This is a genomic window from Sphingobacterium sp. UBA1498 (genome assembly GCF_002325125.1).
GTDB lineage: Bacteria > Bacteroidota > Bacteroidia > Sphingobacteriales > Sphingobacteriaceae > Sphingobacterium.
The window spans coordinates 12724-34722 of sequence record NZ_DCRG01000012.1 but is presented as its reverse complement, the minus strand read 5'-3'; the positions used below and the strand labels follow the sequence as shown (position 1 = coordinate 34722).

The 21999-nt window shown below is 38.2% G+C and carries 19 protein-coding genes and 1 tRNA gene; 10 read left to right on the top strand and 10 right to left on the bottom strand.

Annotation, left to right across the window (positions count from 1 at the left end; genetic code table 11):
- The first annotated feature begins 52 nt into the window (after nucleotides 1–52).
- The 3 genes from murB to B3139_RS08100 all read left to right on the top strand — a co-directional run bounded on the left by murB (nucleotide 53) and on the right by B3139_RS08100 (nucleotide 2118).
- The gene (gene murB / locus B3139_RS08110) at nucleotides 53–1069 is read left to right on the top strand and encodes a UDP-N-acetylmuramate dehydrogenase (protein ID WP_293881716.1); all 1017 of its coding nucleotides are present in this window, start codon (nucleotides 53–55) and stop codon (nucleotides 1067–1069) included.
- Nucleotides 1070–1331: 262 nt separating this feature from the next.
- Nucleotides 1332–1841 (top strand): RNA polymerase sigma factor, encoded by a 510-nt coding sequence (locus B3139_RS08105; protein WP_293881714.1) that lies wholly within the window; start codon nucleotides 1332–1334, stop codon nucleotides 1839–1841.
- Between the two features lie 31 nt (nucleotides 1842–1872).
- On the top strand, nucleotides 1873–2118 hold the full coding sequence (locus B3139_RS08100) for a cytochrome b5 domain-containing protein (RefSeq protein WP_209576049.1): 246 nt from the start codon (nucleotides 1873–1875) through the stop codon (nucleotides 2116–2118).
- On the opposite strand, the gene B3139_RS08095 is transcribed toward B3139_RS08100, so the two are convergent.
- The 3 genes from B3139_RS08095 to mgtE form a co-directional block, all read right to left on the bottom strand.
- Nucleotides 2119–3033, bottom strand: a complete 915-nt coding sequence (locus tag B3139_RS08095; protein WP_293881710.1) for a PfkB family carbohydrate kinase — start codon at nucleotides 3031–3033, stop codon at nucleotides 2119–2121.
- A gap of 57 nt (nucleotides 3034–3090) precedes the next feature.
- Nucleotides 3091–3164: transfer RNA gene (locus B3139_RS08090), tRNA-Asn, on the bottom strand.
- 248 nt (nucleotides 3165–3412) lie between these two features.
- Nucleotides 3413–4789: a magnesium transporter gene (gene mgtE, locus B3139_RS08085; protein ID WP_293881708.1), complete on the bottom strand. Its 1377-nt coding sequence runs from the start codon at nucleotides 4787–4789 to the stop codon at nucleotides 3413–3415.
- A 649-nt stretch (nucleotides 4790–5438) separates the two neighbouring features.
- Here mgtE and B3139_RS08080 point away from each other — a divergent pair.
- Entirely contained in the window at nucleotides 5439–8288 is a 2850-nt protein-coding gene (locus B3139_RS08080; protein ID WP_293881706.1) for a hypothetical protein, read from the top strand.
- Here the strand turns inward: B3139_RS08080 and B3139_RS08075 are convergent.
- From B3139_RS08075 to sppA, 3 genes are all read right to left on the bottom strand, one after another.
- Nucleotides 8285–9139 carry an endonuclease/exonuclease/phosphatase family protein gene (locus tag B3139_RS08075; protein ID WP_293881704.1) on the bottom strand — a complete coding sequence of 285 codons (855 nt, stop codon included), beginning with the start codon at nucleotides 9137–9139 and terminating at the stop codon, nucleotides 8285–8287. The genes B3139_RS08080 and B3139_RS08075 overlap by 4 nt on opposite strands.
- Nucleotides 9140–9322: 183 nt before the next feature.
- Nucleotides 9323–10513 (bottom strand): phosphoglycerate kinase, encoded by a 1191-nt coding sequence (locus B3139_RS08070; RefSeq protein WP_293881702.1) that lies wholly within the window; start codon nucleotides 10511–10513, stop codon nucleotides 9323–9325.
- Nucleotides 10514–10727: 214 nt separating this feature from the next.
- A complete protein-coding gene (gene sppA, locus B3139_RS08065; protein WP_293881700.1) occupies nucleotides 10728–12494 on the bottom strand; it encodes a signal peptide peptidase SppA in 1767 nt (588 codons plus the stop codon).
- A gap of 218 nt (nucleotides 12495–12712) precedes the next feature.
- On the opposite strand from sppA, the gene folK reads away from it, so the two are divergent.
- Nucleotides 12713–13216: a 2-amino-4-hydroxy-6-hydroxymethyldihydropteridine diphosphokinase gene (gene folK / locus B3139_RS08060; protein ID WP_293881698.1), complete on the top strand. Its 504-nt coding sequence runs from the start codon at nucleotides 12713–12715 to the stop codon at nucleotides 13214–13216.
- Entirely contained in the window at nucleotides 13197–13541 is a 345-nt protein-coding gene (locus tag B3139_RS08055; RefSeq protein ID WP_209582289.1) for an Hpt domain-containing protein, read from the top strand. The genes folK and B3139_RS08055 overlap by 20 nt, the downstream gene beginning before the upstream one ends.
- Here B3139_RS08055 and pssA read toward each other — a convergent pair.
- Both pssA and rho read right to left on the bottom strand, forming a co-directional pair.
- Nucleotides 13538–14224 carry a CDP-diacylglycerol--serine O-phosphatidyltransferase gene (gene pssA / locus B3139_RS08050; RefSeq protein ID WP_293881695.1) on the bottom strand — a complete coding sequence of 229 codons (687 nt, stop codon included), beginning with the start codon at nucleotides 14222–14224 and terminating at the stop codon, nucleotides 13538–13540. The two genes, B3139_RS08055 and pssA, sit on opposite strands and share 4 nt — an antisense overlap.
- Before the next feature lie 75 nt (nucleotides 14225–14299).
- Nucleotides 14300–15802: a transcription termination factor Rho gene (gene rho / locus B3139_RS08045; protein ID WP_293881693.1), complete on the bottom strand. Its 1503-nt coding sequence runs from the start codon at nucleotides 15800–15802 to the stop codon at nucleotides 14300–14302.
- Nucleotides 15803–16103: 301 nt separating this feature from the next.
- Here rho and B3139_RS08040 point away from each other — a divergent pair, with 301 nt between their 5' ends.
- The 3 genes from B3139_RS08040 to B3139_RS08030 all read left to right on the top strand — a co-directional run bounded on the left by B3139_RS08040 (nucleotide 16104) and on the right by B3139_RS08030 (nucleotide 20074).
- On the top strand, nucleotides 16104–17831 hold the full coding sequence (locus tag B3139_RS08040) for an MFS transporter (RefSeq protein WP_293881691.1): 1728 nt from the start codon (nucleotides 16104–16106) through the stop codon (nucleotides 17829–17831).
- A 240-nt stretch (nucleotides 17832–18071) separates the two neighbouring features.
- Nucleotides 18072–18935 (top strand): N-acetylglucosamine kinase, encoded by an 864-nt coding sequence (locus B3139_RS08035; RefSeq protein ID WP_209582276.1) that lies wholly within the window; start codon nucleotides 18072–18074, stop codon nucleotides 18933–18935.
- A 317-nt stretch (nucleotides 18936–19252) separates the two neighbouring features.
- The gene (locus B3139_RS08030) at nucleotides 19253–20074 is read left to right on the top strand and encodes a UDP-2,3-diacylglucosamine diphosphatase (protein ID WP_209582274.1); all 822 of its coding nucleotides are present in this window, start codon (nucleotides 19253–19255) and stop codon (nucleotides 20072–20074) included.
- Nucleotides 20075–20146: 72 nt separating this feature from the next.
- On the opposite strand, the gene B3139_RS08025 is transcribed toward B3139_RS08030, so the two are convergent.
- On the bottom strand, nucleotides 20147–20830 hold the full coding sequence (locus B3139_RS08025) for a metal-dependent hydrolase (protein ID WP_293881687.1): 684 nt from the start codon (nucleotides 20828–20830) through the stop codon (nucleotides 20147–20149).
- Between the two features lie 10 nt (nucleotides 20831–20840).
- Complete coding sequence (locus tag B3139_RS08020) at nucleotides 20841–21146, bottom strand: YbaB/EbfC family nucleoid-associated protein (RefSeq protein WP_209582269.1); 306 nt, start codon at nucleotides 21144–21146, stop codon at nucleotides 20841–20843.
- A 204-nt stretch (nucleotides 21147–21350) separates the two neighbouring features.
- Here B3139_RS08020 and B3139_RS08015 point away from each other — a divergent pair, with 204 nt between their 5' ends.
- Nucleotides 21351–21977 (top strand): hypothetical protein, encoded by a 627-nt coding sequence (locus B3139_RS08015; protein WP_293881684.1) that lies wholly within the window; start codon nucleotides 21351–21353, stop codon nucleotides 21975–21977.
- The last annotated feature ends 22 nt before the right edge of the window (nucleotides 21978–21999 follow it).

Here is a 21999-nt window from a genome sequence, read left to right as displayed (position 1 = left end):
TATCATGCTAAAGATAGCTGATTTTTTTGAATTTCTGAAAATTAAAGTCAATATGGAATTAAACGTTCAATCGAATATTTCTTTGAAACCTTTCAATACGTTTGGAATAGAGGAAAAGGCAAATTTTCTCATTGAAGTGAATGATAATGAAACATTGACCGAAATTTTTAAAAACAACATTTTTAAAGACAATTTTTTTGTTTTGGGAGCTGGAAGCAATGTTTTGTTCACCAAAGCTTTCGAGGGATATATCATCCGCATGACAAGCAAAGGCATACAGTCAAAAATTGATGGCAACGATGTCTATGTAACAGCGCAAGCGGGAGAAATCTGGAACGACTTCGTCTGGTATTGCATTGAGCATAATTACGCTGGGGTCGAAAACATGGCGCTGATTCCTGGAACTGTAGGCGCCTCTCCTGTTCAAAATATAGGTGCATATGGGGCAGAATTAATGTATATCTTCCACGAATGCCAGGCTTTTGATACACGTACAGGTAGCTTTATACGATTCCAGAAAGAAGATTGCTGCTTTTCCTACAGGGATAGTATCTTTAAAACAGCACATAAGGGCCGGTTCATTATCACTCAAGTAACCTATAAACTCAGCCTAATCCCTCATATCAATACAAGTTATGGCGCAATAGAAGTGGAGCTTGATAAAGAAAATATAACCAATCCAAGTATCGCCGACGTTGCAACCGTTGTCTCCAAAATACGCGTGGAAAAGCTTCCCGACCCGAGTACAGTCGGAAATGCAGGAAGTTTTTTTAAAAATCCCATAGTCACTGAATCATTCTTTGCTACGCTCCAAAAAGAATACCCAACTATTCCGCACTATCCCATGCCCAATAATGAAACAAAATTAGCTGCAGGATGGTTAATAGAGCAATGCGGTTGGAAAGGAAAAACATATGGACAAGCGGGTGTATGGAAAAATCAAGCACTTGTACTAATAAATAGACAAAACGCTAGTGGACAGGAAATTTATAAGCTGTCGGAACATATAATAAGCGACGTAGCCGATAAATTCGGCGTTACGTTAGAGCGTGAGGTAAATTTATTATAAAAACCGCTAACTAATCCGTTTTGACTTTCCACAAATAAAAGCGGGTTAGAAAAACGCTTTAAAGCACCATAGAATCACTTTTAGCTAATTTTATTTACTTAAAGTTAGCCATAAGACATTTTTATTGGCCTTAAAATAACCTTAAAATTACATTAACAAATCATATTTTATCATTTTTGGCGCATTATTTGCCTCATACTTAATGAACCTCATTTTATAAACTTACTGTTTTGTAAAAAGAACAGTTATAATTCATTAAGCTATGACTAAGAATGAATTTGACACCATGGTGATTGAGCAATCTGACTCATTAAAACTCTACGCCAGAAATTTTACCAGTGATTACGAAGATGCAAACGATCTCGTTCAGGATACAATTCTGAAAGCTGTAACCTATTTTAAAAATTTCAGAGAAGGAACAAATTTAAAAGGATGGCTCTATACCATCATGAAAAACACGTTTATTAATAATTATAGACGCATTGTAAAAACAAATTCCTTCATCACGAAAGATCAGGATATTTCTAATGCAAACCTCCTCTTGTCTGCTTCCTCCAATCAGGGAGAAAGTAAATTTGTACTGCAAGACATCCACGAAGCATTATCAAGTCTTTCCGAAGAGTATTATATCCCCTTTACATTGTACTTTGAAGGTTTTAAATATCATGAGATATCTGAACACCTCAATATCCCCATCGGAACAGTAAAGACAAGAATACATGTAGCCAGAAAATTAATGAAAAGATCGCTATCGGCGTATAAAGTAGCCTAGTTTTTATATCTTCGCCATCTTAACATTACTAATGGCAGAGGAATTATTAGAATATAGCAAAAGTCAATTGGCTTTAAGGAACGGCTGCGACAAACCGCAGATCTGGGTTGCCTATCGTGGATACATTTATGATGTCGGCGAAAGTAGACTGTGGAAAAATGGCATGCATTACGAGCATTGGGCTGGACAAGATCTAACTGAGGAGCTTCAAGACGCTCCTCATTCAGACGCTGTATTTTTAAAATTCCAAATTATCGGAAAACTGAAAGATAAGTGATTATAAATTAAACTGAGACAGGGCTACAAACGCGTTCAATCGCTTTTGTATGTCCTCTTGAGTGAGGCTAACCAAGCGATCTGTTCCAAATTTCTCTACACAAAATGAAGCTAGCGCAGAACCGAAAATCAACGCATTCTTCATATTTGTAAAGTTTATACTTTTTACTTTCGCTAGATATCCAATAAGACCTCCTGCAAAGGAATCACCTGCACCGGTTGGATCGAAAACATCTGCCAGGGGAAGTGCCGGAGCAGAAAAAATCTGATTCTCACCGAAAAGAAGTGCACCGTGCTCACCCTTTTTAATAATTAAATAGCGCGGCCCCATTTTTAAAATAACTTTTGCAGCCTTAACAAGAGAATATTCGCCAGATAGTTGTCTGGCTTCTGAATCATTTATAGCTAATACATCCACCTTCAGAAGAACCTTTCTTAAGTCATCCATCGCAACATTCATCCAGTAATTCATTGTATCGAGTACAACTAACTTCGGCTTGTGTTTTAAGCGCGCCAAGGTTGTCAATTGTATTTGAGGGGTAAGGTTACCTAAGAGAAGATATTCACAATCCTGGTAGCTCTCTGGAATAATGGGGTCAAATTCAGCCAATACATTTAAGTCCGTAGCTAAAGTATCGCGGCTATTCATGTCATTATGATATCTGCCCGACCAATAAAAAGTTTGCCCGCCATTTATCACCTGCACGCCCGTTACATCTATACCACGGTTCTTGATAAGATCAAAATGGTCGTTTCCAAAATCTTCTCCAACAACGCTGACCAACTTGATTTGATCACACAGATAGGATGCCGCCAGACTTGCGAATGTGCCGGCACCACCTAGAATTTTGTCAGTTTTACCGAACGGCGTCTCTATTGTGTCGAAAGCCACCGTACCAATAATTACTAAACTCATAGTCTTTTTATAAGCATGGTAAACAAAAAAACCGGCATAAAGCCGGTTTAAATATTGCTCCTGAAGCTGGGCTCGAACCAGCGACCCTCTGATTAACAGTCAGATGCTCTAACCTGCTGAGCTATTCAGGAGTATTTTTCAATTTTTCCGGAGACCCTATTGCGTTTCCGTGATGCAAGTATCGGAAGATTATTAGAATACTACAAATTTTTTGAGCACATTTTTTACAACTTCCTAAATTCCAATTAGAATAATTTATTTTTATTTTCCCACTCCACTTTAAAAAACCCCTTTCTCAGCTTCGAAACGAACTTTACTGTTCTTTTGTTAGCGAAGAATATGAACATATCCATCACTAATAATGCAAATTCGATCCCACTTAAAGCAATACATCTTTCAAAATAAGCGTAGCCACGCTAAAATAAATCAACAAGCCGGTGACATCGACCAAAGTCGACACAAAGGGTGCCGACGAACTCGCAGGATCAGCTCCTAGCCGCTTCATCACAAAAGGCAACATAGATCCCATTAGCGACCCCCATAGTACAACACCGACTAAGGATAAAGAAATAACCAACGCAACCAGTACCCAATACTCCCCATAGCTATGTGCAAAAGACTGCCAAGCCATGATTCTTACAAAACCTAATGTACCCAAAATAAGTCCCAAGAGCAAGCCCGATATGATCTCCCTGCGCATCACCCGCCACCAGTCGCCTAGCGTAACTTCCCCCAAAGCCATAGCCTGAATAATCAATGTCGACGCCTGTGAACCACTATTCCCACCGCTGGAAATAATAACAGGCATCAGCGCGAATAACATAATCGCACTCGCCATTTGCTCTTCAAAATGTTCAATCACTGTCGCTGTCAAAAGTTGCCCAAGAAAAAGCACAATAAGCCAACCGGCTCTCTTCTTCACCAAGTTCTTAATCGATACATCCAGATAGGGCTCATCCAATGCCTCGGTTCCCCCGATACGCTGCATGTCTTCAGTATACTCCTCGTTGGCAACCCAAAGAATATCATCAACGGTAACAATCCCCAACATCACGCCATGTTCATCAACAACAGGCAAGGCCACCCGATTATTCATCCGGAAGATGTTGATTGCTTCCTCCTGCGGGTCATAAGCATTTAACGATATTAAGCGATGATCGATCAATTCCCCAACCACTGTATCGGGCTCCGCCATCAATACATCTTTGATGCGTATATCATCAATTAGCTTACCCGCACCATCAATCACATACAATACATCTATCGTCTCAGAATCCCTTCCATAACGCCTGATATGACCCAATATCCGCTCAATACTCCAATGCTCTTTTACGGTGATATAATCAGGGGTCATTAAGCGTCCAACACTATCCTCCGGGTACCCTAGCAGCGCCAATGCCTCAACGCGATCTTTGGGCGGTAACAATAAAATTAAATGCTTGATATCATCCTTCATTTCGGAAAAAAATGAGGTACGATCATCCGGTGGTAACTCGTTAATTAGGGCGCTTATTTTTGCTTTAGAAAGCTTTTTAAAAATCCTGTTCTGCGTAGGAAAATCCAGGATACGAAAAACGTTTACTGCACGGTTCAAATTTAATGACTCTATAAATAGCGAACCATGTTCGGGCAGTTCATCAATCAGCTCCTCTACTTCAGAAATATTCAATTCATTCAAAAATTCTTCCAGACCAACAACATCTCCACTTGCTATCAATTGCTCTATTTGATTCACCTGCATTTCCAGTTCTTCCATATCTCCTAATCCATTAAAAAAATCCTACATCTACACAAAATTTATATGTTACAAAAATCGCTTTTTTAAAGCAAATTCTGCATAAAAAAATAAATAATAAAATGCAGTTATTGAGCAAGGTATTTCGCATGCACATCGTAATTGCAATCCACCTCTCAACACAAAAACAAGACATTATGTCATTATGTAGAAAAAGGCTAATCTAATTACATGATCACCTCTAATAGGTACAATGTGAAAAGGAAAAGATATGACCTATCTATTTAAAACTTACTACGTGACTTTTCACAACAAAAAAAATGAATTCAGCACCCGTTCACGCACAAATCCAGTGCAAGTGCCAAAGCAATAAAGTCAGAGAAACCGATTAAAAAAAGCGATCAAATTTTTAGTGCAAAATCATTGAATCGCCAATTATTTAAGTATATTCGTCGTGTGCTTTAACCTGTTAAGTAAAGGAACATTCAAGTAACATCCCAAACACTTTTCAAGCTTCTTTTAAATAAAAAAATATAATAAAAAAAAGAAATTAGAAATATACAAACATCTAATATTCAATAGTTAAATACTAAATATAGAAACTTAAAGTTGACATATAAAGGAAAAATAAAACTAAAAAAAATAGCAAAACCCTCATATATGAAAAATAATGAATCATAAACATATAATTATCAGTCTATTAACAGCAATCACATTAACCATATCTTCAAAAAAATCTTTTGCTCAGTTTTTTGAAGATAGCCAAGCACCTTCAAGCCAAAAATGGCTGAAGATTGAGACAGCAAATTTTCAACTTATTTTCCCAGCGGAAATGAAGGACAAAGCCCCCACCCTAGCGGATCAACTTAGCCGATCACTCCGTGCAACTTCAAGAAACTATAAAATTAAACCTAGAAAGATTCCCTTCATTATTCACAACACCAACCTCCAAACAAATGGTTTTGTCCAGTTATCGCCGCGTAAATCTGAGTTATATAGCACCGCTGGAGCAGAGCCCGACAACCAAACTTGGTTACCCAATTTGATCCTTCACGAGTCTAGGCATGTCAATCAGTTTGACAAATTGACAGGAAAATTACGCGCACCATTTTTTGAGCAGCTCGCTCTTGCTTACTATGGACTGACTGTTCCTTCGTGGTACTTCGAAGGCGATGCCACCCTGACGGAGACCCTATATTCTGAAGGAGGAAGGGGAAGATTACCCGCTTTTGAAATGCCGATAAAAGCCAACTTTCAAACAAATCGTAACTATAGTTTTAATAAATATTTATTGGGATCCTATAAAGATATCGTTCCCAGTTACTACACAATAGGCTATCTGATGACCTCGACGTTAAAATCAGAATTGCCGCCAAATTATGAAGCGGATCTCTTTTCAGAACTAAATCGAAAACCACTGTTCCCTTATAATATCAATCGTGTCTTAAAGAAAAAAATCGGTGGGAATAGCGCCTATCTATACCGTAAAACTATTGCAAATTTGGACACAATATGGAAGACAAAAACAGCCAATTATCACTACAAAAAATACACAGAAATAGACAAAAAAAACAACCGATATTATAACAGCAATTTATTGCCGAAATACAAGAATGGGACGATCTATTTTATCCGGGAAAATCCACAAAAGACAAACGCTATATATACTTTTGATACGTCAACAAAAGCAGAAAATATGCTGGTTAAAACGGGCATCCAACTAACGGCACATTTCGATGTAAATAGTCACTACATCATGTGGGATGAGCTTCACAAAGACCCCCGTTTCAATAAGCGAACATATAGCATCATTAATATCATGAACCTCCAAACAGGAAAAATTAAACAGATTACCAAGCAATCTAGATATTATTCACCTGTTTTTAGCCCATTAGAGGAGGTCATCGCTTGCGTCGAAGTAGATTTATCCAACGATAGTTATCTAACGCTAATAAGCCTTAAAAACAACACTGTCGTCAAACGGATCAAAATAAGTGATGCTGAACAGCTCCAACATCCTGCTTTCAACGCCCAAGGCGACAAAGTTATTGCTATACGATTGTCACAAACAGGAACTGCTATATGCGAAATTGATCTAAAAAGTGATAAAATTACTAACCTAACAGCTTGGGGGAGTCAGCAATTTGAGCGACCACAATACCTTTCGAGTACGAAAATTATGGCAAAAGCAAAATTTAATGGTATCGACAACATCTACACAATAGACCTTTTAACCGGCAACAAGGAACTTCTGACGAAGGCACAGTTTGGCGCATTTAACCCATTTTACGATAAAGAAACTAAACAATTATTCTTCAATGATTACCAATTTGATGGTTATAAAATCGGTCAAACATCTATTGACACCTCATTTGCTATTGCTCCCGAAACGGATTATTTTTCACACTACTACGCTACTGCATTGACCAAAGACAGTGTCAAAAACATCGCTTCAATCTCAGTAGATACCAGTCAGTATAGCCAAATCGTCCCCTATAATGGTCTCGGACGAACCTTCAATTTTCATAGTCTTTCCTTAAGCAGCAGTAATTTTGAGAGTTTTGACAACTTTAAACCTGGCGTGTTCTGGTTGTCAAACAACATCTTAAACACCACACAAATTGCATTAGGATACGAATACGATACGGATATTCGAAAAGGAATATATTCCGCCGAACTTACTTACAATAAATACTTTCCAAAATTTTCCTTGCGTTACGAAAACAGGGGGCAGATCGCCGCGGCAAGCATCCCTAACAAACCGGATAGCAGCATCCGCTTTGACTGGAGGGAGCATTATATATCCTCACAAATCGCTATCCCCATTTCCTTTTACAGAAGAGACTACATCTATTCCACCGGTTTCAACCTGGCTACCGCCTATCTTAAACGTTATGATCTGAGCCGTACCGATGTCAAAAATTTTAATGATGAAACCGCCTTTCCATTGACATACCAGCTTTATCTCAATCGCAACGCCCGAATGGCCAGAATGGATCTTTACCCAAGATGGGGGCAAAATATGAGTGTCACCTATCGACATACGCCCTTTGAAAACCACGCAAAAGGTGATATCCTATCGGCACGAACAATATTTTATCTTCCAGGGTTTAGGAGCAATCACGGTTTTCAGATCCGATTGAGTGCCCAAACAGGATCGGGAATTTATCAATATATCAACGATATCCCTTTAGTGAGCGGATTTAGCTATTACAAATATGAAAAAGTAAAAAATACCGTATTGGTCAACTACCGTTTTCCAATAGCTTATCCCGACCTTGGATTAGGGTCACTGGCTTATATTAAGCGCGTAAAAGGCGGAATGTTCGCCGACTATCAAAATATTCACAAACACACTGACGTTTCACCAAAAAGCTTCGGCGCATACGTTTCACTTGACTTTAACGCCTTCAGATATCCGCTTCCGGATTTCGAATTCATCATTAAGGGAACCTATATCAATGACAACACGACAACGCAACGTATAGTTCCAACATTCAGTCTAAGTTACAGCTACTAAGGGTGGATCGCCCAATTAAAATTGAGTGCCAACGCATAATGATCCGACAACGGCAGCCCCTTGACATTTGTGAATAGATTGTTTTCTATATTATAGTCCCGGGCAGCAAGACTGAGGTCACTGCTACTCCTGTAAAGAATCTTATCAATGGATTCGCTCTGATTACATATCGACAACATATGCTGGGGTTTAAACTCGTGGCGAGCCTCTGGCACTAAGCCCCCATTTTCCAGTTCAACCCAGCTATCAACCAAAGCCGTTGAATCCATAAAATCATGCAGATTATCATCACAAAAACTATAATGTGCATTAAAATCGCCCATCACAAGAATTGACCTATCGCCCGAATGTTCACGGATATAATCGCGCAACTGATTCAGATTATCGCGACGTGCACTTGAAGCTTTTCTGCTATTTTGTGCATTTGCATGGACATTGTAGACATCCAGCCAGACATCAGGCACAATCTCCACTTGAACAAAAGTAAAGCCCTTGGGTGTTAAAAAATCTGCCCCCGTACGTTTTTTCCATGGAATACGGATAACATCAGTCATTGGGAAATGAGACAGGGTATTTAAACCATCACCAAAGGGAACACGGCCCTTTGTTTTTGTACGATATGGATGTAAATTACCGCCTAAATACAAACTTCTATTGTAGTTAAAATCTTCCTGCACATTCACGATATCAAAAGGATTGATCTTCCTTCCAATTTCGGCAATACTCCTGCTTCTACCTGTAATTGCCGACGAAATAATCCCGGGTAATCCCGCGACATTATACGTCAGCACTGAAAAAAAACCGGAACTTATTTTTTCTCTATTCTTATTTGCATCCATCGATATCTGCATATATAACCTTGTCTGATAAATTTAGCAATTACAATAAAAACTCACGAGTACTGTACAGATAATTAACGGATAATTGATATAATCTGACATTACATCCATAGTTCAGCACGAGCGATAGCGCGATCCATAAAATAAAAAAGGGACAACCCAATGCTGTCCCTTTTCCAAAAAATTCAATTTATATTAATCTTCGAGTGCCTTTACGCCAGGAAGCACCTTTCCTTCCATGTATTCCAAAAGAGCACCACCGCCTGTACTGACATAACTTACATCTTCAGTCATACCGAATTTACTTACAGCAGCAGCAGAATCACCACCACCTATCAAAGAAAAAGCTCCGTTCTTCGTTGCTTCCACAACTGCATCAGCCACCGCTTTAGTACCTTTTGCGAAAGTATCAAATTCAAACACACCCATTGGACCATTCCAAAGAACTGTTTTAGAATTTTTGATGATCGACGCAAAGTTTGCTGCAGAATCCTGACCAATATCCAAGCCTTGCAAATCTGCAGGAATTTGATCATTTGGTCCATCATATACATTGGCATCATTCGAGAATGCATCTGCTATCTGCGCATCAGTAGGAATAACTAAGTTTACACCTTTTTCTTTCGCCTTTTGAACAAGCTCATTCGCTAAATCAAGTTTGTCCATCTCAACCAATGACTTACCGATTTCTCCACCTCTGGCTTTAATAAATGTATAGGCCATACCTCCTCCTATAAGAAGATTATCAACTTTATCCAACAGCGCCTCGATCAATTGAATTTTATCTGAAACTTTCGCTCCTCCCATAATTGCAGTAAAAGGTCTAACAGGGTTATTCAATACTTTCTCTGCATTTCCAACCTCGGCTGCCATCAGATAACCACTATACTTAGCTGCGGGAAAAAATTGGGCAACAATTGCTGTCGAAGCATGCGCTCTATGTGCCGTACCGAAAGCATCATTTACATAGACATCACCTAATTTTGACAACTTTTCCGCAAATCCAACATCTCCTTTTTCTTCTTCTCTATAGAAACGAAGGTTTTCGAGCAACAACACCTGACCAGCCTGTAAAGCCGCAGCTTTTTCTACAGCCTCTGTACCGATACAATCATTGGCAAACTGAACATCAGTACCTAAAACCTGAGAAAGATGCGCAACAATATGTTTTAATGAATACTTATCAGTAGGACCGTCTTTTGGCCTTCCTAAATGGGACATCAATATCACGCTTCCACCATCATTCAAAATCTTCTTTATTGTTGGAGCAGCACCCTGGATACGATTATCATCCGTAATATTGAAATTTTCATCCAACGGTACGTTGAAATCAACACGTACCAAGGCCTTTTTACCTGCAAAATTTAAATCGTCTACTGTTTTCATTATGTAACTTTATTGATTTTAGATTAGTCATTTTGTCAAACGACCAGCTAAATATAAAAAAAAGCATTTGCTTTCATTAGAATTATTATTTATTAAGGGCAATTCTTACCTCGAATGGAATTTTCCGTGCCCCAAAGTAAGTATCGCCTGTATTGTTGTACCTCACTAAAAACTTTGGACAAACGTAACCTCGCTCATCCAGTCTGAACCGCAATTAATGAATTTCGACCGTATAAGGAATTCTAGCCTGCACACCTGTCTGTGCAGTAGCTTTCTTCATCACGTCAAAATAACGGTAGTATTCACCCATTTGTTCTTTTGCTATCCAAATTTGGATTCTTTCTTTCGAATTATTTAATATTGAAGTAAAAGGATCATCTTTTTCCGGATATTGGGACACTTTATAGGTACTCAATTTTGCCTTTTTAGCAGCAGCCTGAATAGCGGCATCCAGATTCCCCAAACGGTCTACCAATTTATTCGTCACCCCCTGGGCTCCAGTCCAAACTCTTCCCTGACCAATACTATCAACATCTGCCACAGACAATTTACGTCCATCAGCGACAACCTTTGTAAAAGTTCCATAAACTTTATCAACTTGCCTCTGGATGATACTTCTTTCCTCTGCTGTCAGCGGCCGATCAAAAGAAGTCATCAAATCGGCAAACCTGCCTGTTTTTACGCCATCGTAATGTACTCCGATTTTATTGTTCATCAGATTCTGAAAATTTGGAATCACACCAAATACGCCGATAGACCCAGTAATTGTGGTGGGTTCAGCAAATATTGAGTCCGCAGCTGCCGAGATGTAATATCCTCCTGAAGCAGCCAAATCGCCCATCGATACGATAACAGGCTTTACTTTCTTGGTCAAAATAACTTCTCGCCAAATAATATCTGAAGCTAAAGCAGACCCTCCCGGTGAATTGACACGCAAAACAACCGCCTTAACAGCATCGTCTTCTCTTAGTTTCCGAAGTTCCCGGGAAAATTTGTCACCTCCGATTTCGCCGGCCGCGGCTCCCTCACCGTCCACAATTTCTCCAGCAGCATAGAGTACTGCAATTTCAGAACCGCTGGTATCTTCTTTCGTTTTCTTATTATAATCCAATAAAGAAACGAAAGATATATCATCTTTTTCCGAAATCTTCAAACGCTTTCTTAAGTCCGACAAAAGCTCATCTTTATACAGCTTAGCGTCTGCAAGCTTATATCTTACTGCATCTTCCGCATCCCGAACCCGATAGTCATTTGCTATTGCCCGTAATGAATCTGAAGAAATTTTTCTGCTTGCCGCTATTTCATCAATAAAAGTAGTATATATACTACCCAAATAAGAGGTTACCTGCAAACGGTTGGGGTCACTCATTTTATTCAAAAAGTAAGGTTCAACAGCACTTTTAAAGGTGCCTACCTTAACAATTTGCATCTCTACACCAACCTTGTCCAGCAAGTCTTTATAAAACATCGTAGAACTTGCCAAACCTCTAAAATCGATCGACCCCTGTGGGTTAACATACACTTTGTCAGCCGTACTTGCTACATAATAAGCCTTTTGATCATACCCGGTATTGTACGCAACTACAAATTTCCCTGTTTTCTTAAAGGCTAAAAGCTCGTCTCTTATTTCCTTTAAACTCGCAAAACCCACGCCGATATGACTCGCATCTAAATAAATACCCTTAATGTTTCCATCTGTAGCCGCATATTTGATCCTTGCCAAAATATCATCTAGTCCAATATTTTTGGTCGAATAACCGGGAAGATTGAGACTTCCAAGCGGATTGGCTTCACTTCTTTCGGTAATATCATAATCAAAAGAAAGGTATAAAACCGAGTTACTCTTCACTACAATCTCCTGATCAGAGGATGCCGAGCTGATAATCGCTCCAATAATTCCCATCAAAACAATAAACAACACAACAAAAGAGATCACAATCCCTGTAATTGTTGCCAGTACATACTTAAAAAATGATTTCATATTTTATAATTATATCCGATTAAGAACAATTCTTCTAATCGAACGCGCTATTTTCCATTAAAGGTAATGCAATATTTTTTATTCACACAGTCTTTTATTTCATCTATATCATATTTTCTTAGCAAAGTGAGCTGACTTGCTAACAAAAATTTGCATAATCAGATGGAATTAAAAGGCAAACTTCATCATTAAATCCCTCAAAAGCTTATTTTAGCAGTATGAATAAAATATATATCCTATTGGGCACCAATCTAGGGGATCGCTTTCAGCAGCTTAATTTAGCGAGAAAGCAGATCGAGAAACATGCTGGAGAGATAATTGAAGCGTCGTCAATTTATGAAACTGCTTCTTGGGGAGTGAAAGACCAACCAGCTTTTTTAAATCAGGTTATCTTGGTAGCGTCCAAATTACCGCCCTTAGCATGCTTAAAACTAACACAGCATATCGAACAGGAATTGGGACGCGTGCGTAAAGAAAAGTGGGGTGAAAGAGTTATTGACATCGACCTACTCTACTTCAACCAAGAAATCATCGACCTACCATCCCTTCAGATTCCACACCCCTACATTGCCCAACGTAGGTTCACGCTCGAACCGTTGGTGGAAATAGCCCCAGACTACGTTCACCCTGTTTACAAAAAAAATAATGTATATTTATTGGATAAATGCAAAGACGATTTACCTGTAAAGAAAACAAGCAACGATGAACCATCTCGACATTGAACTGATCAGCCTAAACATGTTCGACAATCAAGAATTAATTAAACAATTTGTATCAATGTACCTTATTCAAACACCTGTCGATCTCGATAAGCTCCGTCAGGCACTAGCTGAAGGTAACCTGCAGAAAATAGGGGATGCCGCCCATCATATCAAACCGACAATGGACTATATAGGTGCTTTTCATCTAAAAGAAAAATTTGAAGAATTGGAGAGCCACGCAAAAAACAAGGAATCTTTAGAGATACTGCGGGCCACTTTCTGTATCATCGATATCGAGATGAAGGAACTCCTTTTTGAATTGGAACAATATGAAAAAACGATCTAAGACAGATCGTTTTTTTTATTGAAATGCAATGCAGATAAGATGAAATACAAAATGAGAATAATGGGAAGAGCCATAAATTGACCAATCATAAAAAAGATCAAAGTCAAGATCAGAAATATAAAACGATATTTATTTGCTTTCCATTCCATCGAACTAAATTTCATCGAAAACAACCTAATTTCACTCACCAACAGATAACTTGTTAAAAGAATACTACTGATTAAAATCAACGGATTTAAAACAAATTGGGGATAGGTGTCAGCGATATACGGAAGTGAGAGAACATAAAATGTATTCATTGGTGTATTGAGACCGATGAAATCAGAGGTTTGGCGCTCATCCAGATTGAACTTGGCTAAACGCAAAGCCGAGAAAACTGTAATAATAAATCCCAAATAAGGATATAAAGAGCCATCAGGAAATACCTTTGACAACAAAGTAAACATGATTGTTCCAGGTAAAAAGCCAAAACTAACCATATCGGCCAACGAGTCAAGTTCTTTCCCAATCGGCGATTTAACATGAAGAAGACGCGCCACCATTCCGTCAAAAAAGTCAAATATCCCCGACGCAAACACACAGATGGTAACAATTTTAATATTACCTTGTAATGCCATTAATACAGCGATACAACCGCTAAATAAATTTAGACAAGTCAGCAAATTAGGAATATGTTTTTTCATGTACAGGATCTACTTTATAAAAAAAAGCCATCATTTTTAATCAAATGATGGCTAAAATATCAAAATTTGATGGAATTATCCATTCATACTGATCAAAAATTCTTCATTCGATTTAGTTCCACGCAATTGTCCTTGTAAAAATTCCATAGCCTCAGTAGAATTCATATCAGATAAATGGTTACGAAGTACCCAAATACGTTGCAATGTTTCTTTGTCGGTCAACAAATCATCACGACGCGTACTGGATGCTGTAATATCGATTGCCGGGAAGATACGTTTGTTTGCCAATTTACGATCCAGCTGTAATTCCATATTACCCGTACCTTTGAATTCCTCAAAAATAACTTCATCCATTTTAGATCCTGTATCTGTCAATGCAGTAGCTAAAATAGTCAATGAACCACCGTTTTCGATATTTCTAGCAGCACCGAAGAAACGTTTTGGCTTATGTAGCGCATTGGCATCCACACCCCCTGACAAAATCTTACCTGATGCAGGAGCAACCGTATTGTAGGCACGCGCTAATCTTGTTATAGAGTCTAGTAAAATCACAACATCGTGTCCGCACTCTACCATACGCTTTGCTTTTTCAAGCACGATATTCGCAATTTTTACATGGCGGTCAGCTGGTTCATCAAATGTTGAAGAAACAACTTCAGCACGGACGCTTCTTGCCATATCGGTAACCTCCTCGGGGCGTTCATCGATTAGTAAAATGATCAGATAAACTTCCGGATGATTTTTTGCTATAGCATTCGCCACCTCTTTCAACAAGTTCGTTTTACCAGTTTTTGGCTGCGCAACGATTAATCCACGTTGCCCCTTACCGATAGGCGTAAATAAATCCATGATACGCGTAGAATAATTTCCAACGCCCATATCCAAATTTAAACGCTCATCTGGGAATAATGGTGTCAAATAATCAAATGGTACACGATCACGTACCTCTGCAGGATTTTGTCCATTGATAGCCTCTACTCTGACCAAAGGAAAATATTTTTCCCCCTCTTTAGGAGGACGGATACAACCACGAACAGTATCACCCGTTTTCAGACCAAATAATTTGATTTGAGATTGTGATACATAAATATCATCAGGAGATGTCAAATAATTATAGTCTGAAGAACGTAAGAAGCCATAACCATCAGGCATGATTTCCAATACCCCCTCATTAACAATTACATTGTCGAAATCTGTACTTGAAGAAGTGCTTTCTGCTTTAGGAGTTTGAATGGTTTTTTCAGGTTGGGCACCTTTATCTGCTGCTGCTGCTGTATCCTCGGCTGCAACGGGGGTTTCTTCATGCTCAGAAACTTCACGTTTCCTCACCGTTACAGGTTCCGCAGTTTTAATGGTCCGCACACGTTTACGTGTACGTTCAGCATGTTCCTGACTATCTTCCTCTACTTTTGATACTTTATCAGCTGAAGCTGGAGCGGCTTCCTCTTCTGCGCCAGTATTACTAATTCTTTCGATTAATTCTTGTTTACGCAATTTATCAGCATCTGCGATACCGATCAACTTAGCAATCTCGCGCAATTCTGATACGAGTTTAGCGTTTAATTCGTTAATATCCATTAATGTGTTGTGTATGATTTTTGGATTTTCTTTTTGAGCTTTATTCTGAATTCTGATTACACTTAAGCGAGTTTCCAAGATTAAGTGAGATGAAGAACTTAATGATTTCTTTTAAATCCGAAGCGGATTAAATATTGAGAACCTTGACAAAGAAAAAAACAAATTTTGTTATTTCAAAATATTTCAAAAAAAATATTTACTATTGTAGCTAGTAAAACGATTTAACAACATTTTTAGATTGAATTTATATTTTTTTTCATAAGTTCGTACCTTTCAAAATTTAAGTTTTTAGATCCCTTATATGGAACAGCAACAAACTAAAACCAATTACCCCGCGCTTTACACACTAATTATTGTGTTTTTCTTCTGGGGGTTCATTGCGGCAGGGAACAGTGTTTTTATACCGTTCTGCAAAAATTACTTTCATTTAGATCAGTTTCAATCCCAGCTGATTGACTTTGCTTTTTATACAGCTTATTACATCGGTGCATTGCTACTATTTATTTTCAGTTCAATCGGTGGAAAAGATCTGGTTGGCAAATGGGGATATAAAAAGAGTATCGTTTATGGCTTACTTTTCTCAGCTTTAGGTGCTGCAGCCATGATCGTCGCTGTCGAAGTGAACCTATATGTTGGCATGTTGTTGGGTCTCTTCGTCGTTGCCCTCGGTTTTTCATTACAACAGACCGCGGCAAATCCATTTGCAGTTTTACTGGGTGATCCAAAGACCGGAGCTTCGCGCGTCAACCTCGGTGGAGGTATTAACTCTTTCGGTACAACAATAGGCCCACTTGTTATCGGATTTTCATTATTCGGAACTTTTGAACCTATTTCTGACTCCGAAATTGCCAACCTTCCGTTAAATAAAGTAGTCTATCTTTATATAGGCGTTGGCCTGCTGTTTATTTTAGCTGCAGCGCTATTTAATTTCAGTAAAAAAGTTCCTGCTGGGATCAGCGACGAGCCAATGGAAAAAGCAAACAAAGCTTTACGTACATTGATTATTATGACCATTTTGCTCTTCGGTATGTTCACCCCCGTTTTTTTAAGCTATAAAAGTGATCTAGCCTTAGAAGTAGAGCAATTGCACAAGCAAGTTTCAAGTTTAACGGATCCCGTTCAGATCGATCAACTCAAATCACAGATTAAAGAAATCGCCAAACCTCTTGAAACCCAACGTATGCTCTGGCTAGCAGGCGCTTTGGTTGTTGTCATTGGCGGTTTGTTATTCTCTAATAAAAGTGCCCAAAAAAATCCAGAAGGTTGGGGGGCGATGAAATACCCTCAATTGGCTTTAGGTATGCTTGCCTTGTTTATCTATGTGGGTATCGAAGTAGCCATTGGTAGTAACCTAGGCGAATTATTAACCCTGAAAGAATTTGGACATTTGCAATCATCACAAATTACACCTTATGTATCCATGTACTGGGGTAGTATGATGATCGGCCGATGGGCAGGCGCAATAACTGCGTTTAACTTAACTAAAACCACCAAAAACGGTTTGTTAATTATCGTTCCACTCATCGCCTTTTCTATTATTATTGGAGTTAATACACTCGCTGGATTTGAAATGTCACACCTCTATTATTATGTCGTTTGTATTATTCTTCAAATTGTAGCATTTTACCTAAGTAAAGAGAAACCTGCTCGTACATTGATTATCTTCGGATTATTCGGAATTATTGCCATGTTGATTGGCTTGTTCTCATCGGGTACAATCGCTATCTATGCCTTTTTATCAGGAGGTCTTGCTTGTTCAATTATGTGGTCTTCCATTTTCAGTTTATCCATTGTTGGTTTGGGTAAATACACCGCTCAAGGCTCAGCGTTCCTTGTTATGATGATTCTTGGGGGCGGTGTTCTTCCTCCGATCCAAGGAAAACTAGCAGATATTATCGGTATCCATAATTCGTATATTCTACCATTGGTCGGATTCTGCTATGTTGTTTTCTTTGCAATATTTGTGAAGGGAATATTAACAAAACAAGGAATCAACATTGACGAAATAGAGGCTGAAGGAGGACATTAACAGCCCTCACTAATTGTAAATAGTACACTATTTAAACAATTTTATTACACAGTACAAAAACAGGCTTAGCGATATCGCTAAGCCTGTTTTTTTATATACTGGCTAAATCACAAAAATTTATTTTTTGAAAAATCAATGGATAAATTATGATATTTAAAATTAAAAAATGTATTTTCGGGGAATTGATTAATGATTGATTACTCATTTTATAACGATAAACACAATTAAAACTACTCAATAATGATAATCATTGCTGACGGGGGATCAACAAAAACAAACTGGTGTTTGTTAGACGATTCGAATAAAAAAATCTACTTCAATACAGAAGGGTATAATCCTTATTTTGTTGATAGTGAATACATTGTAAACTCCCTAAAAAAAGGACTACCGCAAGATTTGCCTTTTGAAAAAATCTCGGAAGTAAACTATTATGGTGCCGGAGTCCACAACAAGGAAAAAGCACAAATCGTAGTTGACGCCTTGAAAGAAGTATTTACAACAGCTGAAGTTGAAGTAGGACATGATCTTCTTGCGGCAGCAAGGGCATTATTAGGAACTCAAGCCGGGTTTGCTGCGATACTAGGAACAGGAACAAACTCCTGCCTTTACGATGGCAAAGAAATCACATTGAACATCGACTCCGGTGCTTATATTTTAGGTGATGAAGGTTCTGGTAGTTATATCGGTAAAAAATTACTAGCGGATTATGTTCGTAATTTAATGCCCAAAGATGTTAAGGAAGTATTCTATAACACGTATAAAATGACAAAAGACGAAATTATGGATGCGGTTTATACCAAACCTATGCCTAATCGTTTCTGTGCTAGTTTTAGCAAATTTGTTTATGACAATAATGTGAATATCGAATACACGCGCAATATCGTCGATGAAGCTTTTGAAGCTTTTTTCAGAAACCTTGTCAGCAAATACCCGAATTATCAGAGCTATACTTTCAACTGTATAGGTTCAGTAGGCTATAATTTCAGAAATGTATTGGCTGAAAAAGCTGAACAATATGGAATGAAAGTAGGTAAAATCTTACGCTCCCCGATTGACGACTTGGTACAATTTCACATTGATAGAGCGGCAGCTACTGCCAAATAAAAGAATAACAATCTTTAACATACTTAAAAGGTATCCAATTTGTGTTGGATACCTTTTTTAGTATAGCATACCACAGTCTCCAACTCCCTTAACTACCCCAATAGCTCATACTTGTTGCTTGTATTAATTTCCAATTAACCATTTAAACCTTTTTACAAGATATTTTAATGATTTAATAACGGGAATTTCATCGGTACAAAATAAATGTATCTTTCTTTTGTAATAGAAGATAATAGATTTATCGAATGAAATTATTGTGGTTCAACTCAGGTTGAGTCATCTTTCTAAACAGAGATAAATAAAATAATTTATTGCAAATGAAAAGAAGCCTTGATATACTTGTAATCTCAGATTTACACCTAGGTACCTACGGCAGTAGAGCAAAAGAACTTTTACTTTACTTGGAGTCAGTATCTCCCAAAATATTGATATTGAACGGCGATATCGTAGACATTTGGCAATTTAAAAAAAGCTACTTTCCACAAGAACATCTCAAAGTCATCAAAAAAATTATTGACATGAGCTCTTCAGGTACAGAAGTACATTACATCACGGGCAATCACGATGAAATGTTGCGCAAGTTTACAGACCTAAAATTAGGTAATATCAAGCTGAGCAATAAACTACTTCTCTCCCTCAATAACCAAAAAGTGTGGATCTTTCATGGGGATGTTTTTGACGCTTCCATTCATCATTCTAAATGGTTGGCAAAACTGGGTGGATGGGGTTATGATAAACTTATACAGCTCAATAACATTATTAATTACTGTCTGGACAAAATGGGTAAGGAGAAATTCTCCCTATCAAAAAAAATTAAAAACTCTGTTAAAAAGGCAGTCAAATATATATCGGATTTTGAACATACAGCAACCGAGTTAGCCATAGAAAAAAACTACGATTTTGTTATTTGTGGACACATACATCAACCTCAAATCAAAGAAGTCATTACGCGAAAAGGAACCTGTACGTATATGAATTCCGGTGATTGGATTGAAAACCTCAGTAGTTTAGAATATAAAAATGGTGAATGGAAATTGTTCTATTTTGAAGAAAACAAAGAACAAATCCTTAAAAACAAAATCATTGACATTCCCCTATTCAGTTTGGAAGATCTTAAAAAAATTGTCATATCCTCATAGATACAAAGACCTTAAATCTGAAAAGTTTGCATAATTAAAACAAAAAGCCGAGTTAGCTCGGCTTTTTTGACTTTAAAGCTCAACTGTCGTACCGATTTCAGGTAATGACAATGATATATCCGCATTTTGGAATTTATCCAAAGCTTGTTGTTTATCGATAGTGATTGGCGGAAACGAATCGTAATGGATTCCGATTACCCGGGCGCAGTTCACAAATTCAGCCGCTTTGACTGCATCGTCCACGTCCATAGTGTAATGGCCTCCTATCGGTAAAAAGGCCCAATCGAGATTCATTTCAGCCAATAATTTCATTTCCATGGTTAAAGCCGTATCCCCTGCAAAATAAATTCGTTTGCCTTTTACATTGAAAACAAAACCTACTGGAAACCCTCCGTATTGACCGTCAGGTGTACTATTGGTATGCGCAGCATAGACCATCTTTACCGAACCAAATGGCAGCTGAACAGTTCCACCCAAGTTAAACTCGATGACTTTATCATCGGGGACTCCCTGTCTGCGGACCCAGTCTGCAGTTTCAACAATCGCTAGAACAGTAGCATTACTATTTTTTTGAACCGTAGCCATATCGGCTACATGATCCTGGTGTCCGTGGCTTAAAAAGATATAATCTGGTTTAATCGCATTGACGTCGATTTCTTTTGCCAGTGGATTGAAGGTGACAAATGGATCCATAAGTACCTTTATCCCATCAAAATCAAACTCCACGCAAGACTGTCCGTAATATGTCGCTTTCATGATGATCACCTTATTGATTAAATAATCCGCCCAGTCCCCCCAACATATCCTTACTCGCTGCCTGCATTTCAGCCTGACTGATATTCTCAGCTTGAACAATAGCCTTATTCAAAGCAACCACAAGTAATTCTTCCAGTTCTTCCTTATCCGCGTTTGATAAAAATACAGGATCGATGATCACCTCTTTTATCTCTTTATTTGCTGTCGCCACCACACGGATTAATCCACCTTCCGCCTCACCGGAAACGGAAATTGAATCCAGTCTTTTCTTGATCTCCTCTGCCTTTTGTTGGGCCTCAAATAATTTGTCAAACATATTTTATAGCATTTATTTTATGCCAATTTACAAAAATATGTGTATACCTACTATGGCTAATTTACTTTCTCTAATACTCTCCCTTTTTTTTTGAAATTGGCTTTTTTCAGAAATTGGCTGTTCTTATTGGTTAGAAAGAACCTTCAGTTCGCTTTCATTGCTCTTGGTGTCTACGAAGTCGTGAAGGTTTTGTATTTTTGTAGTATGCAAAGCAATCAAGAAAAACTTGTCGCCCATATTTTGGACCAGCTGAACCTAAATTCAGCAGCTATTTCAGTAGAAAATTACAACAAATTACTTTCAGGTCAGCCTCAAATCGTGGACATCGATGATATGATCAGCTATGTCAAAGGCATAGGCAATGATCTTGATGCTAGTGATAAAAGCGCTGAATTCATCGAAAAAATTGAAGATGAAACGAATATCCTCATCCATAAACTTAAGTTTATCTCAGCGATTGACAGGCCTAAAGTCTTGGTGGTAGATCAAATCGAACCGCTTGAAATTAACCGTTCAGCTTATCTACATGAAGCCATAAAGATTGCAGGTGGTATTCCAGTGACGACTGAAAGTGAAGCCGACAAAATCATTGTCATTGGTCATGGTGAACAAACGTTTATCCAGCTACCTAAATTGTTGAATACGCCAGCTATCACTTCGTCCAAAGCTATCGAGCTCGATCAGGTATTTATTATGACCGATAAACAGTTTGCACAGATTCCAGGATACAATTATTTAAAGGAACTCGAAGCATTAGCGGAAATTCTTCAGCCCAAATATTTTGTATACGGTCATGAAGGAAATGATTGGTTACAATTTCAACTAAACTGATAAATCTGAAATATAGGCCAAA

What these genes read in the sequence shown, in the direction of transcription:
- murB (WP_293881716.1), top strand. Translation starts at nt 53, where the DNA reads ATGGAATTAAACGTTCAATCGAATATTTCTTTGAAACCTTTCAATACG.
- B3139_RS08105 (WP_293881714.1), top strand. Translation starts at nt 1,332, where the DNA reads ATGACTAAGAATGAATTTGACACCATGGTGATTGAGCAATCTGACTCA.
- B3139_RS08100 (WP_209576049.1), top strand. Translation starts at nt 1,873, where the DNA reads ATGGCAGAGGAATTATTAGAATATAGCAAAAGTCAATTGGCTTTAAGG.
- B3139_RS08095 (WP_293881710.1), bottom strand. Translation starts at nt 3,033, where the DNA reads ATGAGTTTAGTAATTATTGGTACGGTGGCTTTCGACACAATAGAGACG.
- mgtE (WP_293881708.1), bottom strand. Translation starts at nt 4,789, where the DNA reads ATGGAAGAACTGGAAATGCAGGTGAATCAAATAGAGCAATTGATAGCA.
- B3139_RS08080 (WP_293881706.1), top strand. Translation starts at nt 5,439, where the DNA reads ATGAATCATAAACATATAATTATCAGTCTATTAACAGCAATCACATTA.
- B3139_RS08075 (WP_293881704.1), bottom strand. Translation starts at nt 9,139, where the DNA reads ATGCAGATATCGATGGATGCAAATAAGAATAGAGAAAAAATAAGTTCC.
- B3139_RS08070 (WP_293881702.1), bottom strand. Translation starts at nt 10,513, where the DNA reads ATGAAAACAGTAGACGATTTAAATTTTGCAGGTAAAAAGGCCTTGGTA.
- sppA (WP_293881700.1), bottom strand. Translation starts at nt 12,494, where the DNA reads ATGAAATCATTTTTTAAGTATGTACTGGCAACAATTACAGGGATTGTG.
- folK (WP_293881698.1), top strand. Translation starts at nt 12,713, where the DNA reads ATGAATAAAATATATATCCTATTGGGCACCAATCTAGGGGATCGCTTT.
- B3139_RS08055 (WP_209582289.1), top strand. Translation starts at nt 13,197, where the DNA reads ATGAACCATCTCGACATTGAACTGATCAGCCTAAACATGTTCGACAAT.
- pssA (WP_293881695.1), bottom strand. Translation starts at nt 14,224, where the DNA reads ATGAAAAAACATATTCCTAATTTGCTGACTTGTCTAAATTTATTTAGC.
- rho (WP_293881693.1), bottom strand. Translation starts at nt 15,802, where the DNA reads ATGGATATTAACGAATTAAACGCTAAACTCGTATCAGAATTGCGCGAG.
- B3139_RS08040 (WP_293881691.1), top strand. Translation starts at nt 16,104, where the DNA reads ATGGAACAGCAACAAACTAAAACCAATTACCCCGCGCTTTACACACTA.
- B3139_RS08035 (WP_209582276.1), top strand. Translation starts at nt 18,072, where the DNA reads ATGATAATCATTGCTGACGGGGGATCAACAAAAACAAACTGGTGTTTG.
- B3139_RS08030 (WP_209582274.1), top strand. Translation starts at nt 19,253, where the DNA reads ATGAAAAGAAGCCTTGATATACTTGTAATCTCAGATTTACACCTAGGT.
- B3139_RS08025 (WP_293881687.1), bottom strand. Translation starts at nt 20,830, where the DNA reads ATGAAAGCGACATATTACGGACAGTCTTGCGTGGAGTTTGATTTTGAT.
- B3139_RS08020 (WP_209582269.1), bottom strand. Translation starts at nt 21,146, where the DNA reads ATGTTTGACAAATTATTTGAGGCCCAACAAAAGGCAGAGGAGATCAAG.
- B3139_RS08015 (WP_293881684.1), top strand. Translation starts at nt 21,351, where the DNA reads ATGCAAAGCAATCAAGAAAAACTTGTCGCCCATATTTTGGACCAGCTG.